At 43.7% G+C, this 16,081-nt stretch carries 16 protein-coding genes and 1 pseudogene; 7 read left to right on the top strand and 10 right to left on the bottom strand.

Annotated features, from left to right (window positions below):
• Positions 1-234: 234 nt before the first annotated feature.
• The 3 genes and pseudogenes from NST85_RS28590 to NST85_RS28580 all read right to left on the bottom strand — a co-directional run.
• A pseudogene (locus NST85_RS28590) lies at positions 235-384 on the bottom strand (MATE family efflux transporter); the annotation flags it as partial.
• Between the two features lie 81 nt (positions 385-465).
• Complete coding sequence (locus tag NST85_RS28585) at positions 466-783, bottom strand: hypothetical protein (protein WP_341191021.1); 318 nt, start codon at positions 781-783, stop codon at positions 466-468.
• Positions 753-1,148, bottom strand: coding sequence for a hypothetical protein (locus tag NST85_RS28580; protein WP_341191020.1), 396 nt, complete (start codon positions 1,146-1,148; stop codon positions 753-755). Before NST85_RS28580 ends, NST85_RS28585 begins: the two co-directional genes overlap by 31 nt.
• Positions 1,149-1,458: 310 nt before the next feature.
• Between NST85_RS28580 and NST85_RS28575 the strand changes: the two genes are divergently transcribed.
• From NST85_RS28575 to NST85_RS28555, 5 genes are all read left to right on the top strand, one after another.
• Complete coding sequence (locus NST85_RS28575) at positions 1,459-2,223, top strand: formylglycine-generating enzyme family protein (protein ID WP_341191019.1); 765 nt, start codon at positions 1,459-1,461, stop codon at positions 2,221-2,223.
• Positions 2,224-2,548: 325 nt separating this feature from the next.
• Positions 2,549-3,574, top strand: a complete 1,026-nt coding sequence (locus NST85_RS28570) for an iron-siderophore ABC transporter substrate-binding protein (RefSeq protein ID WP_341191018.1) — start codon at positions 2,549-2,551, stop codon at positions 3,572-3,574.
• A 5-nt stretch (positions 3,575-3,579) separates the two neighbouring features.
• Positions 3,580-4,641, top strand: coding sequence for a FecCD family ABC transporter permease (locus tag NST85_RS28565; RefSeq protein WP_341191017.1), 1,062 nt, complete (start codon positions 3,580-3,582; stop codon positions 4,639-4,641).
• Between the two features lie 105 nt (positions 4,642-4,746).
• Positions 4,747-5,739 (top strand): FecCD family ABC transporter permease, encoded by a 993-nt coding sequence (locus NST85_RS28560; protein ID WP_341191016.1) that lies wholly within the window; start codon positions 4,747-4,749, stop codon positions 5,737-5,739.
• Positions 5,740-5,820: 81 nt separating this feature from the next.
• Positions 5,821-6,684: an ABC transporter ATP-binding protein gene (locus tag NST85_RS28555; RefSeq protein WP_445671192.1), complete on the top strand. Its 864-nt coding sequence runs from the start codon at positions 5,821-5,823 to the stop codon at positions 6,682-6,684.
• A 650-nt stretch (positions 6,685-7,334) separates the two neighbouring features.
• Here NST85_RS28555 and NST85_RS28550 read toward each other — a convergent pair.
• Positions 7,335-7,769, bottom strand: a complete 435-nt coding sequence (locus tag NST85_RS28550) for a pyridoxamine 5'-phosphate oxidase family protein (protein ID WP_307400301.1) — start codon at positions 7,767-7,769, stop codon at positions 7,335-7,337.
• A 60-nt stretch (positions 7,770-7,829) separates the two neighbouring features.
• Here NST85_RS28550 and NST85_RS28545 point away from each other — a divergent pair, with 60 nt between their 5' ends.
• The gene (locus tag NST85_RS28545) at positions 7,830-8,798 is read left to right on the top strand and encodes a helix-turn-helix transcriptional regulator (RefSeq protein WP_341191014.1); all 969 of its coding nucleotides are present in this window, start codon (positions 7,830-7,832) and stop codon (positions 8,796-8,798) included.
• 223 nt (positions 8,799-9,021) lie between these two features.
• Here NST85_RS28545 and NST85_RS28540 read toward each other — a convergent pair whose 3' ends face one another.
• From NST85_RS28540 to NST85_RS28520, 5 genes are all read right to left on the bottom strand, one after another.
• Entirely contained in the window at positions 9,022-9,834 is an 813-nt protein-coding gene (locus NST85_RS28540; RefSeq protein WP_341191013.1) for a class II aldolase/adducin family protein, read from the bottom strand.
• 2 nt (positions 9,835-9,836) lie between these two features.
• Positions 9,837-11,036, bottom strand: a complete 1,200-nt coding sequence (locus NST85_RS28535; RefSeq protein ID WP_341191012.1) for a NupC/NupG family nucleoside CNT transporter — start codon at positions 11,034-11,036, stop codon at positions 9,837-9,839.
• A gap of 78 nt (positions 11,037-11,114) precedes the next feature.
• Entirely contained in the window at positions 11,115-12,161 is a 1,047-nt protein-coding gene (gene mtnA / locus NST85_RS28530) for an S-methyl-5-thioribose-1-phosphate isomerase (RefSeq protein WP_341191182.1), read from the bottom strand.
• Between the two features lie 47 nt (positions 12,162-12,208).
• Positions 12,209-12,943: a GntR family transcriptional regulator gene (locus tag NST85_RS28525; protein ID WP_341191011.1), complete on the bottom strand. Its 735-nt coding sequence runs from the start codon at positions 12,941-12,943 to the stop codon at positions 12,209-12,211.
• Between the two features lie 82 nt (positions 12,944-13,025).
• Positions 13,026-13,754 carry a nucleoside phosphorylase gene (locus NST85_RS28520; protein WP_341191010.1) on the bottom strand — a complete coding sequence of 243 codons (729 nt, stop codon included), beginning with the start codon at positions 13,752-13,754 and terminating at the stop codon, positions 13,026-13,028.
• A 357-nt stretch (positions 13,755-14,111) separates the two neighbouring features.
• Here NST85_RS28520 and NST85_RS28515 point away from each other — a divergent pair, with 357 nt between their 5' ends.
• Positions 14,112-14,642 (top strand): GNAT family N-acetyltransferase, encoded by a 531-nt coding sequence (locus tag NST85_RS28515; RefSeq protein ID WP_127191526.1) that lies wholly within the window; start codon positions 14,112-14,114, stop codon positions 14,640-14,642.
• Positions 14,643-14,953: 311 nt separating this feature from the next.
• On the opposite strand, the gene nspC is transcribed toward NST85_RS28515, so the two are convergent.
• Positions 14,954-16,081, bottom strand: coding sequence for a carboxynorspermidine decarboxylase (gene nspC, locus NST85_RS28510; RefSeq protein WP_341191009.1), 1,128 nt, complete (start codon positions 16,079-16,081; stop codon positions 14,954-14,956).

The following is a 16,081-nucleotide window of genomic DNA, read 5'->3' as shown; positions in this document are numbered from 1 at the left end:
AAAAGGATCAACCAGAAAGAACTGGTTGATCTCATAATACGAACGGGCAGGAGAGTTGAAGATCAAACGCGGGGAACCGTATCACAAGTAGGGCGAAATTTCAGGCCTCATCCGCATACTCGACGGAGAAAGACGCCTCGGTGAGGAATGCTAATCGTGTGGATTTTCCCAAGGTTCCCCAAAGGCCATCCCCGATCCTGCCTTTTTGTATGTGATTTTCTATTGTGCCAAATTTTACAAATACAGTTGCAATTTGTTCCACAGCACATACAGTATGATCGCCCCGACAAGGAACGCGGCGGCATCCGCAATGACGAGCGACCAAACGACTCCGTGGAAACCACTCATTCGGTTGGCGAAATAGAGCACACGAATCAGCGTAACGCTATTCAGAAGGAACAGGGCGAGCTTCCGAGCGGGGAGCTGAATCGCCTCCTGGACGCAATGAGCGAGGCGGAAGCGGGATTATTCCCAGACGAATTCTGCGGATTGCTGTTGCTCGTTCACAGCAAGAAAGAAGTCTGAGCCACCCACGTATGGGTTCGGGATTTTATCGTCTGTAGTGCGTAGCACAACACGGACACGGTGTGTCGGAGTTAGCTTGTCCGGTTGTTGAGCAAGCTCTTTTTCTTCCCCTTGTTGGTACGGCCTTGCTGCGACGACCATGACCCAGACATTCGGTCCTTCATCCGTGTCTGTACCTTGATCGTCAAAGGTGTTTCTGAGTTTGTGAACCAGCAGTGCCTCAGTGGTCAGTTTCTGATTGCTATTTCGTTTAGCCATTGTTCTGCCTCCTTATCAAGTGTTCCTACTATTGCGAAAAAAGTGACCAAAAAATCGTTGTCTAGCATCACTACCATTCTGTATGCTTCAATGTCTTCAAGCTCAAAGATTTCTACAAACTCAAAAGTGCGGCTGAGAAGATTGTCTCCGTGTAACCCAGCGTAGTTGAGGTTGTGCAGATCGTCCCCAGATTCAAGCAGGATGATAGGGCTGTGATGGTTGAGGGTAACTATGTCTTCCTCGTCGTTGGCGAGTTCTGTTTGTAGGTGCTGGAAGTATTCACATAGATGGGCGACTAGCGTTTCAGGAATGGAGATGTTCTGAGACAGGCGGGTAATGTTGTGCTGAGTGTTAATAGTTTTCAAGGTGAATTCCTCCCGGAAAAAGAAAAAGCCCCTCGCATGGTGAAGTGGGAGCCGTAGATATATTTGCTTCATAACATAATGAAAATCAAAATTAAAGTTTCTAGCTCTACCATATGGATGAATCTGGTACAATGGTCTTGGATGTCGTTATCAATCGTGTCGCTTTCGAAGAGGGCAAAGTACCCAAGGATCTTAGTACTAGGTCACGAATATGATATATGTCTGAAAAGTCAATCCATACGGTATTGAGCTAAATGTTGGCGGCTAAAACTAAAGAAATAGAAGGAGTCCATATTGAGAGGTGGTCATCATGACAATCCAAAAGTACGGAAGCGACAGAGAGCGTCTTCTAAAAGAATTAATGAATTTGATGGTGCCAGTAAAGGGAGGAACCATTGAATTACGTGATTATGTTAATACGAATAAATGGCTTAGTTCTGATTACACGTTATCGAACCCTGGAAGTAATAAAAAAGCTATTACATGGACTGAAACGATCGAACCTTTCCATGTAATGAAGTATCCGGTAACACAGCAGTTGTATCATTTTGTCATGCATGAAGAAGAAATAGAGCCGATTGTGAATAACCTGCCAATTACGGAAGTTTCGTGGATGGATTCGCTTGCCTTTTGTAACGAATTGTCCAGAATGCTTGGCAGGACTGAATGCTACACAATCACAAATGAAAGTGAGAACACGATATATAACAAGACAGCGAATGGCTTTCGATTACTATCAGACGCTGAATGGCAATATGCGTGCAAAGCGGGAACCACGGGATATCGGTATGCAAGAATTGATCAAATTGCATGGTATCAAGAAAACTCTAATAGATCAGTTCATCAAGTAGGACAATTGCTTCCTAATCCATGGGGGCTTTTTGATATGATTGGGAACGTCTGGGAATGGTGCTGGGATCTATATGATACTGAACGATATGGGAACTATAGAGTCTTCCGGGGAGGCAGTTGGGCTGAAGTTGAGAACAACTGTGGTTCTACGAGTAGAAGGAAAAGCATGCCCGATTTCAAGATAGATGATCTTGGTTTTAGAATAGCACTTACAAAACCTTGAGAACACGACATCGAGCATGCCGAAATTGACTTAAACTCGCCGTGAGGGCCATCCTGCAAAGGATGGTCCTCAACTTGCCGTTATAGATAGCGCGGTGAACCTTATCATAAATGAAAGCATGATAAGGCGATGGAAAGATAGAGCAAATCAATTATTCTACACAAGATAAGAGACTAGCCAACATGGCTTGTATCTTATCTTTTTTGCCTTTAGACCAACCTATTCGGCTTTTGGATCTGGCAGTATCAGGCGAGCTTTGACAACAGCTCATATATTTATTAGAATGAGTGATAATGATTATCATTTATGGGAAGAGGAAACTAACATGATTAGAAGTATTAAAATGCCGAAGTTATTCGGAAGTATAGCGCTCTTTGCAGCATTAGCAATTGGAATAATAGGTTGTTCGTCGAATTCAACTGAAGGGAATGGTCAAGAATCCGGGACGCCAACTTCCCCTCCAGCCGTTTCCAACGATTATAACGTCACCATAGATACCAAATTTGGACAAGTAAATATTACGGAGCAGCCTAAGCGAATAGTCGCACTCGGTTGGGGTGATGCCGAGACAGCGTTAAGTCTTGGAGTGGAGCCGATCGGCGCAAGCGACTGGCTAGCTTTTGGCGGAGATGGAGTAGGTCCATGGCTAACAGGCGCATATAAAACAGCGCCGACCATTCTAGGAACGATGGAACTCGATTATGAGCAAATTGCGGCGCTTAAACCGGATCTCATTCTAGACGTGAAGTCTTCAGGGGACGAGACGCGCTACAAACGTCTTTCGGAAATTGCTACGACGATCGGTGTTCCCGCAAGCGGAGATAGTTATATGACTTCCGCCGAGGATCAAGTTCGAATGATCGCTAAAGCACTAGGTAAAGAACAGGAAGGTGAAGCACTGCTGAAAGAGGTAGATACTGCCTTCGAAAAGGCGGCCAAAGAAAATCCTGAATTCGCAGATAAAACCATTGTTGTAGCTGCTTACTCTTCTGAAGGTTTCGGCGCATACGTAAAGGGTGACGCTCGTATCGATTTTATGACTCGACTTGGATTCAAGACGAAGGATGCGGTAGAACAACTGGCTGAGGGCAATTTCTACATTAACGTGTCCGATGAGCAATTGGAGCTTTTGGATGCCGATGTAACGGTTGTTATGCCGATATGGGTAGATCCAAGCGAAGTGACAAACAACAAGCTGTACCAGAAAATTCCTTCTGTGGCTGATGGTAGATCGATTATTCTTGATGCCGATACTTCCAATGCATTCTCGACGGGAACAATTCCTTCCTTGTTATGGACAATCGATAACTTGACACCGAAGATTAAAGCACTGGCAGTTGCTGGGGAGTGAACACGGTGGCACCGGTAAAGCAGCCAAAGGATGAAGTAGTACAAACAAAAGCAAAGACCATTACTTTCCTGCGGATGCAACGGATTATAGGCTTCATCGTCGCGCTATTATTATTGGCGACTGTAATGCTCTTAAGCCTAATGATCGGGGCAAAACCGCTTTCCTTAAAGGTCGTTTGGGAGGCGCTGTTCTTGAACGCCGATAGTTATGATCATACGATTATTCTGGACTCCCGTTTGCCGCGTACACTAATTGCGCTCGCAGTTGGACCGGCATTCGGACTATCGGGAGCATTAATTCAGGCTTTGACGCGAAATCCATTGGCTGACCCTGGCATTCTTGGAGTGAGTGCTGGGGCAGCCTTTGCTGTTGCATTGGGCGTCGGAGTATTTTCGATAAGCACCATATCTGGCTATACATGGTTAGCCCTTGCCGGCGCATTGATTGCGACGATTATTGTGTATATCATTAGTGGAGGTGCCGGTAGAAAATCGCCGACGCCTGTACAAATTACACTAGCGGGAGTTGCACTTGGAGCGGCATTGAGTGGGATAACGACAGCACTTACAATGATGAATAGTGAGGCTTTCACGCGCATGCTGCACTGGAGCGTTGGTACATTGGAGAGAAGAAGCCTGGAGGATCTCGGGTTCGTCGTGCCTCTTCTCATCATTGGCGTGCTATTAGCTTTAGCTATAGCCCCGGCGTTAAATGCCATCGCATTTGGTGAAGATCGCGCTACATCTTTAGGGGTAAACGTGGCAATGATCCGTGGGATAGGTCTGATCGCGATCTCGCTTCTAGCGGGAGGCGCAACCGCGATAGCAGGCCCGATTGGTTTCATTGGACTAATGGTTCCCCACTGTGTACGATGGTTCGTTGGTCCAAGCCAGCCTTGGATTTTTCTATATTCTTTGGTAGTAGCCCCTGTGCTACTTATACTTGCTGATATTATTGGAAGGGTTGTTATATCCCCTTCGGAAGTCCCGGTTGGAATCATTATGGGATTTGTTGGTGCGCCTATCTTACTCATTCTTGTTCGAAGACGTACAGCGAGTAGGTTATAATGTGTAAGACCGTTCGAGGAACTTGTTTGTTTGTAAGAAGGAGTGATTTGTATATCTCCCATTAATTTTGGCAGGCGCTATATAATACTTAAAGGGTCTTGGAAGTTGCGTATCGATGTGAGAAGTATGTTGGTTACGGCCATTCTCCTTGGAGCGACCCTTGCCATTGCGTTATTTGGATTAATGGTAGGGACGCTGCAATTAAGCGTGCATGATGTGTTTGCCGCTTTGAGCGGTGAAGCGACAAAGATGACAAGAACAGTCGTAGTCGAATGGCGTTTGCCTCGCGTATTGGCGGCAATTATATTCGGTGCGGGATTAGGTGTAAGTGGAGCGATTTTTCAATCCTTGACACGCAACCCCTTAGGTTCACCTGACATTATAGGCTTTACTTCAGGTTCGTATACCGGTGCACTTATCGTAATTCTCGTTTCTAAATCGACTTCATTTGTTGGTATCGCGGCAGGCGCTTTGATCGGAGGAATTACGACCGCGATCCTCATCTATATACTTGCGTTTCGCAAAGGCACGCAGGGTTTTCGTCTTGTTATTGTCGGCATAGCGATATCGACAATCTTGAACAGCTTGAACTCGGTGCTACTTCTAAAAAGCAAAGCAGAGGTTGCCTTCACTGCAGCGGCGTGGGGTGTCGGATCGTTAAACGGGATTAGTTGGGCCCAAGCACTTCCTGGAATGCTAACTGTTGTTCTTCTACTGATGTGCGCTGCGGTGATGAGTAGACCTTTAAGAGAGATGGAGCTCGGCGAGGACGCGGCTAAGTCACACGGCATCCGAATGGAACGATCCCAACTCGCGTTGATTCTTGTAGCGGTTGTGTTGACAGCGGCTCCAACGGCAGTCATGGGACCCGTTAGCTTTGTTGCTCTGGCAGCTCCGCAAATTGCTTTAAGGTTTACCAAATCAGCGCAGAGTCTAGCGCCAGTAGCGGCGATGGGCGCCTTCTTATTGCTTGGGGCCGACATTGTGGCGCAGAGGATCATTACGGGAATGATTCTTCCCGTTGGCGTAGTAACACTATCTCTCGGTGGAATTTACCTCGTGTGGGTGCTGTTTCGGCAGGCGCGGTCGGCATCGTAACTGGAAATAAGAAGCCGAGTACATTTCTCGTCGGGGCCCTTGTGCATTGCGATATGCTGATGGAAAGAAGTTGAAATGGATATGAAGATGACAACGACAGACTTCCAAAACGAAAAAATTTCCCAATCGGGATCTAGGCTTTGGACTGAAGATATCACCATTAAATACGATGATCGGGTTATATCCCAAAACCTGTCCGTTAAGATACCGGGTGGATCGTTTACGGTGATCGTTGGACCTAATGCGTGCGGAAAATCAACCCTTCTCCGTACGCTTTCTAAATTGATCAAACCGTCCGCAGGGCAAGTTTTATTAGACGGGAAGGCAATAACGACCTATAAGTCCAAGGAAGTCGCTCGCATACTCGGCTTGTTGCCGCAATCTTCGACGGCTCCGGATGGCATTACAGTGGCGAATCTGGTTGCGCATGGTCGCTACCCCCACCAGAGTTTCATTAAACAATGGACCGAAGAAGATGAAACTGCGGTGCTATCCGCAATGCAGCTTACTTATACGAGTGAGCTTTCGCATCGTTTTGTCGACGAGCTTTCGGGGGGGCAAAGACAAAGAGTCTGGGTCGCAATGGTGCTCGCGCAACAGACGCCGTTGTTGCTTCTAGATGAGCCTACGACCTACCTGGACATCGCTCATCAAATTGAACTACTAGAGTTATTTAGTGATCTTAACCAACAAGGGCGTACAATCATTGCGGTATTGCATGATTTGAATCATGCCGCAAGATATGCCAATCACATAATCGCCATGAAAAATGGTCAAATCATTGCGCAAGGTACTCCTCACGAGATCGTTACGGAGCAACTGGTAGAAGAAGTGTTCGGTTTGAAGTGCAAAATAATTGATGATCCGATCTCACATACACCTCTTGTCATTCCTTTGGGCAGAGATCGTTCGAACAACCTGCCTGCGGACAAAGGAGAAAATTGAGCTCTTGAAAGACGCTTGCCAGCCGATTACTTGCGGCAGGGAAGGGGAGAGCGGGTAGGGTAATGGTAGTGATTAATGGAGAATACATCGCCATGGGGTGGTAACCCAGGGGATGTATTTTTTTATGCTCTCAAGGGCGCTGAATAACTTATCGATACGTACGAATGAACCGTATCATATGTAAGAGCAAGTTTTTGAAGCAGGGTAGAGGCCTAGTTTAATCGAAACGTGTTCTAAAACGTGATCCCAGCATTAATATAACCCGTAATACACAAAGGAATTTAAATAATGAAGATTTAGGCTTATAATGGGATACTATGAAGTATGAATTCGGATATTTTTGAATGAAAATGTAACAAATTCGGTGACTGGCATGGTGATTATTTGATAAAGTGGGGTAAATTAATGTTATGGAAGGCTTCCCAGTTGCTTATGATCGATATGTTGCTGAAATGAAACAATAGAAGAGTGAATTTGCCAGACCAAACACCAATTTGCATGGATCTCGCCGATCTTTGTAAAATCATAATTATTGAATGCAGAAAGAGAGCGCCATATCAGGTACTCTCTTTCTGCATTGGTTGGGGTTGCTGACAATTCCGCCTATAAAATGATAGGTTGAACATAACCACTAATAATTCTCGTTACATTTATACCTCGAAAGAAACCGGTCCGGCAGTCTCATAATCCACGATGACAAAGACATCCTTGATGTGAATTTCAAAAACATCCAATGTCTCGCCAATGGCTGAGAGCGTCTCACCATATCCGGGGATTTTTTGGATAAACAGGTCCTTAATCTCTTCTATGGTGTACCGGCTCTTATGTACAAATGCATGATTGGATCGCGCATGCGGCACGGAAGACCCGTCAGAGGGGACGGTTGTGAAGGCAATATTATTATTTTGAGCAAACTCAGCCACCTTCTGATTCTCCCTGTCTGTCGCAAAATACAGGATTCCCGGCTTGCTGGTATCATAACAGAAGTTGACAATCCTAACATTGGGTATACCTGCTACCGCTGTTGCCAGGGCAATTTGGTTGGTCTTGTCTAATGTGTGGTAAAATTCATTCTTGTAATCCACTTATAGTTCCTCCTTAGTATTTGATAGACTTAGTATAGCAATGTATCACTGACAGCATTTATGTCAGTCATAGTATATAAATTTTTTTGGGGGATGCTTATGAAGCTGGAACGAATGATCGCTATCATTATGCTGCTCTTGCAAAGAGAGATGATGGGCGGGAAAGAGCTGGCCGGGCTGTTAGAAGTTTCACTTAGAACCATTTATCGTGATATTGAATCAATTAATCAAGCAGGTATTCCGATTGTGACCAGCTCCGGTGTAGGAGGGGGAATTGGGATTATGAATGAGTATAAGATAGAAAAAGGTTTTTTTACCGTCAAGGACATTACCGCTCTACTGATGGGTCTGGGCTTTATATCCAATACATTATCCGGTGAGGAAACCACTGCTACCCTGGCCAAATTAAAAAGCTTTATCCCGGAGGATAAACAGCATGAAATTACGCTGAAAGCCAACCAAATCTCCTTTGACTTATCCGCTTGGCTGGGCAGCAATGATCTGCAGACCAAAATTGAAGTGATTCGAATAGCCTTGGAGCATTGCAGCATACTGTCTTTTATGTATCTAAGCGCTAAAGGAGACAAGGTCATGCGGACCCTGGAACCTCACCGTCTGTTATTGAAAGAAAATCACTGGTACGTGCAGGGGTATTGTTTGAACAGGCAGCAATTTCGTGTATTCAAGTTATCCCGCATATCTGAACTGGAGAGAACGGAAGAACGTTTTGCTATGCGTGATAGTCCCCCGGCTTTTTCAGAGTTCACAGATACCATGTCCAGGAAAATGCAAAAAATAAAATTGCAGCTAGACCATTCTATCCTCGACAGGATGTTGGACTATTGCGGAGAAGAGAACATTACTCCCCTCGGCAATGGCGAATTCTATGCATATCTTGATTTTATTGAAGATGATTATGGTTACGGAATCCTAATGAGTTTCGGGGATAAATGCCAATGTATTGAACCTGAGCATGTGCGCAATGAAATGAGGAGACGGCTCAATGATTCAATAAAAGCATATTATTGAAATACAAAGCAATTAATCTTCTCCTTATAAGTTACGAAAGCACTGCCTCAAGGTAGTGATGGTGGTGAATGGACGTTGTTGATCCATTGTTATTGATGATGTAGCGAACTACATTAAAAATTTTGATTGCACAACGAAGGGGCTATTCCTAAGTCTAAGGAATAGCCCCTTCGTGCTGTACTACTTAAAGCGTATATTCAGTTTCTATTCTATTATTCCGGTTTTACCACAATTTTTTGAGTACCTCTTCCGTTACTTGAGCAACAATGGATTGAATCAGTTTTTGATCCACTTGTACAGAAGAGGAATCATGGGGCTCATTGTTCGCCCCCAGCTTTAAAGCTTCTTCACGGGAGATCAGGTTACCACCGGTCTTAATCCCCATGTTCTCTCGAATCTGGATTAGCTCTGCTAAGCGCTCTGCACTTAGCTCTTCCAATTGATCTGTGAGCTTCTTCGTATGAAGAAGCGTCATGGAGTAGTGCTCAAGCGATTCCATACGATAGTAGGCCTCAATAATATCTCTTCCCCAAGTCAGTGCGCCATGATTAGCAAGCAATACCGCATTGTAATCTTTACAGTATGGTGCGATGGAATCGGGCACCTCTTGTGTGCCTGGCGCTGCGTATGGAGAAACGGGTACTTTACCCAGCAAGATAACGCCCTCTGGAGAGTAAGCATGATCCAGTGGAATACCAGCCATCGCATAAGCTGTAGCCGCTTGAGGATGCGCATGAACAACTGCTGTTATTTCTTCATTTTCCAGATATACTCGTAAATGCATCTTTAACTCAGAGGAAGGCTTTCGCGTTCCTTCTAGTACTTTGCCTGTAAGATCCACTTTAACTAGCATATCTGGTGTCATAAAGCCTTTACTCACACCTGTTGGTGTTGCCCATACTTCATTGAGCCCTACCTTGATGGAGATATTACCATCATTCGCTGCAACAAAGTTTTTGTTATATACTCGTCTTCCGATCTCACAGATCATTTCTTTAGCTTCATCATCACTTAAATAGGTTATGTTATCCAGCATAACTACCACACAAATAGTCCGACAAAAGCAGCACTTAGTAGGGACACTAATGTTCCTGAAAGGATCATCAACCATACCCCTCTGGACAAGTTATCTGCTTTTTCCTTACTTATAATACCGTTGAAACAGCCTAGAATCATTCCTACTGTAGAGAAGTTCGCAAAGGACACAAGGAAGGTAGTAAGGACCGCCTTCATATGTGGACTAAATGTATCCATAATCGGCATAATATCGATCATTACGACGAACTCATTGGTTACCAATTTGGTACCCATGTACTGTGCAGTTTGGAATGCTTCACCGAACGAGAGACCGAGAAGTAAAGAAAAAGGTGTCATGATCACACCTAGAATGCTGCTGAGTGTAAGCCAAGGCGCAATGAGCATTAGAACCTTATCAATAAGTGTCGCTAAGGATACGAATGCAATAATCATCGCTGTGATGATTAGAATCAACTTACCTGCACCAAGGATAGAATCGCCCAAGAATGAGAAGAAAGGAGGCTTATCTTCTTTTTTCATTTCAAAGATAACATCTTCTTCTTTGCTTATGGTGACCGGATTCAGGATACTTGTCACAATTATCGCGTTGATAATATTAAGTGGTACAGCAGTTAGAACATATTCTGCTGGAATCATTTGTGTATAGGCACCGATCATCGCTGCGGATACACAACTCATGGACATAAGCGAAACCGTGAATAGGCGCTGCTGGCTCATAGCCTTTAATTGTCCACCGGATACAGCTAATGCCTCTGTGTTACCAAGGAACATCATTTCAATCGCATAGAAGGATTCAAACTTGGGTTGACCTGTAAGTTTAGACAGTGCCCAGCCCAAGAATTTAATGATTTTGGGGAGGATCCCAAAATAAGTTAAGATATCAAATAACGGCACAACTAATAAGATCGGCATTAGTGCACTGAACACAACGTCCATATTTTCAACATGAACCATACTTGCAAATGCAAATCCGATACCCGAAAAAGCGGTATCGATTAACCAATTAAAGGCATTAGCAACTTGTCCAACGAACCAGCGGCCGCCCGAGAATGCAGTTAACAACCAGACCAAGACTAGGTTAAAGATAACCAGTATACTAATGGCTTTCCAATTTACATTTTTCTTATCTTTGGAGAAAAGAAACGCAATTCCGATAAAGACCAAAATACCGATGATGTTGATGAGTAGAAAGAAGTTCATATGACCCTCCGCTGTAGTTGAATATCTTCTGAAGTGATGGTGCCTAGCTGCCCAAACAGTGGTAGAGGGCTAAACTTTTTATACGAATAGTGTTTTTAAATTTTCAGAATAAGGGGCTTGAATAATTCCCTTTTCAGTAATAATCGCTGTAATCAAATCGTTTGGTGTTACATCAAAAGCAGGGTTGAACACTTTTACGCCATCTGGTGCGGTTTGTTTGCCAAAACTATGAGTAATCTCTGTAGCAGAGCGCTCTTCAATTGGGATCTCAGCTCCAGTAGATGTTTCCATATCAATTGTAGAAAGAGGGCTTGCTACGTAGAATGGAATATTGTGTTTTTGTGCGAGAACTGCAAGACCATAGGTACCAATCTTGTTCGCAGTATCTCCATTAGCCGCAATCCGGTCGCATCCTACGATAACTGCATCTACTTTACCTTGCTGCATCACCATCGCTGCCATGCTATCCGTAATCAAGGTAACATCCACACCTGCTTTCATAAGCTCCCATGTGGTCAAGCGAGCACCCTGCAATAGAGGTCTAGTCTCGTCAGCAAACACTTTAATATCCATGCCACGTTCTTTGGCAAGATAGATCGGAGCCAGTGCTGTTCCATACTTGGCTGTTGCAATTCCACCTGCATTGCAGTGAGTAAGCAGTGTCATGCCATCTTGTAGTAGAGTGAGACCATATTCTCCAATGGATGCGCAAATCTCTGCATCATCTTTCTTGATTGCATCGGCTTCGTTATGAAGAATTTGTTTGATCTCAGGGATAGATATGTTTTTGTTGTCCACCAATGTCTTCTTCATACGGCCCAGTGCCCAGAACAAGTTAACAGCAGTTGGGCGGGATGAGGCTAGATAGTTGGAGATCTCCTCATATTTCACGAAGAAAGATGCATAATCTGTTTCAGTCAATTGACTAGCACCAAGTGCAACGCCATATGCAGCTGCGATCCCTATTGCTGGAGCACCACGAACCTTAAGCTCGAAGATGGCATCCCATAAGTCCTTCACTGTTTCAATTTCTAGATATACTTCTTCTAAGGGTAATTTAGTTTGATCAAGAAGGATGATTTTTGTCCCATCGTACTTCACAGACTCTATGTGTATCATGTCCATCATTCCTTTGTATTAACAAAATATTTCAATCATCCTTCTACAGATTACTATCTTCGCCGAACGATATGAAATTTCAAGATATTGTTCACGATCAAACTTTTCCCATGAAATATTGGATCATTTGCATTGGAGTAGAAAGTTTGTTCCAAAATTTGAAGCGCGTCATGCTTTTTAATGCCTAGCTTATTGGCATCTCCCGCGGTAGCATTCTCAGCAAATAAATTGCAATGAGAGCTAAAAATTTGAATATTTTGCGCAGCACTTAGATAACTCAGGATGGATGAATTGGCATAATTGGTGAAGAAATCAGCACTTACATACTTCTCAGGAATATAAATTCGGTCCAAGGCAAACGGTTTGTTGTCTGCAGTACGAATTCGCTCAAAGGATAATAAGATCTCATCATCTTTCAAGCCAAGCAACTCTCTGATGGATTCATCACTCGAGACCTTAGGTTCTGTGATTCCAATAGTACCGACGGTGTAGTTCTGTGCCATAACCAGATCTGTCATACTGTCCAGCTTCTCGATGCCTGTCGTTAACATAGGTGTCTTGGAAATGACAAATGTACCTACGCCATGTTTACGAACGATGTATCCTTTTAGCTCTAATATCTGAAGGGCCTCCCGTAGTATGGGGCGACTAATATTTAGCTTGTCAGCGAGCTTCTGCTCCGCATCCAATTTGTCTCCAATTTTGAATACATCCGTTTCAATGAGATCTATAATAGTTCGTACCGCAATCGATGATAATGTTTCTTTTTCAATTCCAATGTTTTTCATTAATTTACCTCCTAAAGCGACTTATTTCATCTTACTATTGTTGATTAGTGAAAAACGATGCGCATTCTAGGAGGTAGAGTTTCTATAGGGTTAGCATCGTTTCCAGAGCAATATCAATCTCAGCCTGAACGGCTTCTTTAACGGAATCTTTGTGTGGGTTGTAATCATTCATATCACTAAAAGCATATCCATCGAGTGCAAAGATACCGACAGCGGAAACACCTCTTAATCTAGCAATCACATAAAGCGCTGCGAGTTCCATCTCTGCACCAAGAGCACCTGACTCTTTGTACAGCATGTGAGGGAACTGAACGGGTCCTGCATAGAATGCATCCAAGGTAACGATCGTACCTAGGCCATACTTGAAATTCGTTTTCTTTGCTTGTTCTTCTAACTTAAGCAGCATATTGAAGTCTGCAACAGCGGGCACGCCATCAGGTACCATTTGCTTCGTTAGACCTTCTGCTCGTACAGCAGAATCTGCGATAATCAAGCTTCCGGGAGGCAATTCATCCGTATATGAGCCTGCTGTGCCTACGCGAATGATTTTTTTGGCACCTGCTTTAATCAGTTCTTCGAAACAAACAGCTGCACCTGGAGAACCAACACCGTGACTTGTAACGGTTATTTTTTTGCCCTTATACCAGCCATTTATCGTGCGGTATTCTCTGGAATATGCGATTTCCTCAGCGTTATCTAATTGATCGCCAATCACTTTGGCGCGTTCGGGATCGCCCACCACAATTACATGCTCAGAAATAGCCCCAGGTTTCACTTTAATATTGGGTAATATCATTTCAGTCTTATCCACGAGGTTCACCCCAATCAGTCATTAAGAGGTCTGACCTCTTTACCATTATTCTACGCAGCAGAGAAAACGTCGTCAAATGTTATTATTAAACAGCTGAATGCCAGGTATAAGCAGAAAACTATAGAAACCAAGCGCCTATAGACTCGTTAAGGAGAACCGTATCATAAGTAGTGGTAAAGCAAAGAATGATGATAAAGGTTGAAGTGGCATTGATAAATATGCTTTTGGGTGAGTAAGCGTAGATAAATCCTATAAGCACTTGTATAATGAAACTAACTTCAAAAATGAAGGGACTGAACTATGCGCAGATGTCAATATCTTAAACCTAACTATTAAAATATAATGGAGGTAAAAGTATTGATTACAGAGTTACACACAGAACGTTTACATTTGAGGAAAATGAAGGTATCAGATTCATCTAATTTGTTTAAAATTTGGTCTGATCCAGATGTTACTAAATTTATGAATGTTAGTTGTTTTACTGATGAAAATCAAGCAAAAGAAATGATTAATCTTCTTGATGATCTTTCTCGAGACAGTAAGGCTATTCGTTTCTCCATAATTATAAAAGAGTCCAATGAAATTATTGGTTCTTGTGGTTTTAATTCCTTTGATTTTGAAAATGAAAAAGCAGAAATTGGATATGATGTTGCTAAATCATATTGGGGAAGAGGATACGCTTCAGAAGCTATCTGTTCTTTGTTAGATCACGCATTCTCATCTTTAAAGCTGAATCGAGTCGAAGCAAAGGTTGACCCCGAAAATGTGAATTCTATAAAGCTTTTACAAAAGCTCAACTTTACTTTTGAAGGAACACTTAGACAATATGAAAGAGTAGAAGGAAAGTTTAACGATCTCAATATTTATTCAAAATTAATATCAGATTGATTTGATTTTCTGCCTATTTTGAATTGTAAGCTGCATAAACGAAAACTTACTGTTACAGACAGCCTCGGGAAACCGTATCACAAGGCATTAAATTAACGGGACACGAGGGGTTTAATAAAGAGGGATCTGTTCAAAGAAGCCACTCCATTGTTCGGAGTGGCTTTATGTTTATATACAGATGTAAACGTTATGGTCAAATCGTACTTTGTGCTTAAATATGATACACCGAACCGTAACATAAGTAGTCTGGGTATGCGGCAACTCATTCGTCGTTTACGGATATAACGGGTCCGGCCGGCTTTGGTTATTTATTAAGCTAGTCTCATTTTAAAATCCTGATAGCCGAACTCGCGAACGACGCGGCAATTACCGTCTTTCTCCAACACGGCGATGGCCGGCAGTGGCATGCCGTTAAAGGTGCTGGTTTTGACCATGGAGTAGATCGCCATATCTTCAAACACTAATCTGTCGCCGTTTTTTAAGGGCTGATCGAAGGAATAGTCTCCGATGACATCGCCCGTAAGGCAGGTCGGACCGCCAAGCCGATAGGTGTATGGCTTCTCGCCGGCTTCGCCCGAATCAACAAGTGGTGGGCGATACGGCATTTCCAGCACATCCGGCATATGACATGTAGCCGACGTGTCCACGATAGCAATCTCGATGCCGTTCCTATGGATATCCAGTACGGAGGTGACCATATAGCCCGCATTAAGCGCAACAGCTTCTCCGGGTTCAAGGTAAACTTCCAAGCCATATTTAACCTGCATTCGCGAAATGCAAGCTTCGAGTCTTGGGATATCATAGTCGTCTCTTGTGATATGGTGACCGCCACCGAAATTGATCCATTCCATTTGCGGCAGCCATGGCCCAAACTTGTCTTCGACCGCATTTAGCGTGGTCTCCAAATCGTCGGAGTTCTGTTGGCAAAGGGTATGGAAGTGCAATCCTGAAACGCCCTCAAGCAGTTCCGGCCGGAAATCCTCCTGTTTCACGCCGAATCTTGACCCTGGCGAGCAGGGATCATAGATTTCGTGTCCCTCTTGCGTCGAGCATTCCGGATTGATACGTAGGCCGACTTTTCTGCCAGCTGCAAGAGCTTTTGCTTTATACTTTTCCAGCTGGGAGAAGGAATTAAAGATGATATGGTCACAAATGGCTATAATTCCGTCGATTTCATCTTCACGATAGGCAGGGGCAAAGACGTGATTTTCTTTGCCCATTTCTTCGTGACCCAGCCTTGCTTCGAATAAACCGCTAGCAGTCGTACCGCTTAAGTATTTTCCAATGAGGGGATACATGGTGGTCATGGAAAAAGCTTTTTGCGCCAGCACAATCTTGGCTCCTGTACGCTGCATAACTTCGCTTAGGATTTTTAGGTTTTTTTCGATGAGTGCTTCATCGACTACGAAACAGGGTGTCGGTAATTCCTCGAACCGCAT

Origin of the sequence: Paenibacillus sp. FSL K6-2524 (assembly GCF_038005525.1) — a bacterium.
Taxonomy (GTDB): domain Bacteria; phylum Bacillota; class Bacilli; order Paenibacillales; family Paenibacillaceae; genus Fontibacillus; species Fontibacillus anaericanus.
The sequence above is the reverse complement of the archived record's forward strand: the minus strand, read 5'-3'. Positions and strand labels throughout refer to the sequence as shown.